1 protein-coding gene is annotated in these 1,612 nt (G+C 70.8%); it reads right to left on the bottom strand.

All coding sequences use genetic code 11. The features are described from left to right. Position 1: 1 nt before the first annotated feature. On the bottom strand, positions 2–1,516 hold the full coding sequence (locus VGR37_04845) for an NAD(P)/FAD-dependent oxidoreductase (protein ID HEV2146722.1): 1,515 nt from the start codon (positions 1,514–1,516) through the stop codon (positions 2–4). Positions 1,517–1,612: the final 96 nt, after the last annotated feature.

The raw sequence follows: 1,612 nt of genomic DNA, 5'->3' as shown, positions 1-1,612 counted from the left end.
CTCACCCCGCCTCCGCCAGCGCGGGCGAGGGGCGGCGCCGAGCCCGCGCCGGCTCCGCGGGCGGGTGGATCTCCTCGTGGTAGTCGAAGTCCGTGTTCACCGCCCACACGTCGTGCGAGGCCCCCTGCATGTTCCACACGGTCATCATCGCCGTGAGCATGGAGTGGTCCTGGTTGTTGTACTTGTGCATCCCGTTCCGCCCGATCAGGTGCAGGTTGGGGATGGGGTCCAGGTGTGCACGCACCGCGTCCAGGTGCGCCCGGTACGCCCCGTCGTACACGGGGTACGCCTTGGGCACCCGGACCACCGTGGCGTCGCGCACGTGCGCCGGGTCGCCCAGCCCCAGCGAGGCGAGCTCCCGCGTCGCGAGCGCGATCAGCTCCTCGTCGGACGAGGTCCAGAGGCCGTCCCCCTCGAAGCAGAAGTACTCCATCCCCAGGCAGGTGCGCCCCTGGTCGGGCACCATGGCCGGGCTCCAGTTGCGGAAGTTCTGGATGCGCCCCACCCGGACGTCCGGCGAGTGCACGTAGATCCAGTTGTCCGGGAAGGAGTCCGGCTCGTCCAGGATCAGCGCGACCACCAGGAAGTCGCGGTAGCTCAGCCCCTCGCCCGAGCTCGCCACCTCCGGGGGCGGAGCGGGGCTCAGGGCGCGCACGAGCGAGCGGATGGGCATGGTGGAGACGAAGTGCTCCCCCTCCACCCGCCGCGTCCCCTCGGGCGTTTCCGCCTCGACCGCCACCACCCGCCCGTCCTCCGTGTGGAGCGCGCGCACCTTGTGTCGCGTCAGCACCTCACCGCCCATCTCCACCACCCGGTCGCGGAACGCCTCCCACATCTGCCCGGGTCCCAGCCGCGGGTACTGGAACTCGTCGATCAGCGTCCGGATGTCCCTGGACCGCCGGTTCAGCCCCGCCGCGGAGCGCAGGGCGCTCCAGAGCGACAGGTTCTGGATCCGCTGGGCCGCCCACTCCGCCGAGATCTCGGTGCAGGGGATGCCCCACACCTTCTCCGTGTACGTCTTGAAGAAGGTCTCGTAGAGCCGCTTCCCGAACCGGTTCGACACCCACTGCTCCAGGTTCCGCTCCTCCCGCTCCGGGAACGCCCGGCTGCGGGCGTAGCTCGCGACCACACGCATGCTGTTCCAGACGCCCAGCCCGGCGAGCGCGTTGCGGGCCTTGAGCGGGTAGTCGAAGTACTTGCCGTCGTAGAAGATGCGCGAGAGCCGCGGGACCGAGATGAACTCGGGGCCCAGGACCTCCTGCCAGAGGCTCTCCACCGGCTCGTACTTGGTGAAGAACCGGTGTCCGCCGATGTCGAACCGGTAGCCGTGGTACTCCACCGTGCGGGAGAGCCCCCCCACCACGTCGTCGGCCTCCAGCACGGTGACCGGAACGCCCTCCCGCGCCAGGAGGTACGCCGCGGTGAGCCCGCCCGGCCCCGCGCCGATGACGACGGCGCGGTCCTTCGGGGAGAGCTGGTCCACGCGCCGTGGAAGTTGTGTCGCAGAAGCGGTCATGCGTGTTCGCAGGGGGGTCGTTTCGGGAACGGACGGACGGGTCACAGTACGGCCGCGGCCAACGCGGGCCGGCCGGCGCGCTCCACGGCCCCGCGC

The sequence above is a fragment of the Longimicrobiaceae bacterium genome, assembly GCA_035936415.1.
Classification (GTDB): Bacteria; Gemmatimonadota; Gemmatimonadetes; order Longimicrobiales; family Longimicrobiaceae; genus JAFAYN01.
Note: the sequence above shows the minus strand (reverse complement) of the source record. Positions and strands in the feature narration are given on the sequence as shown.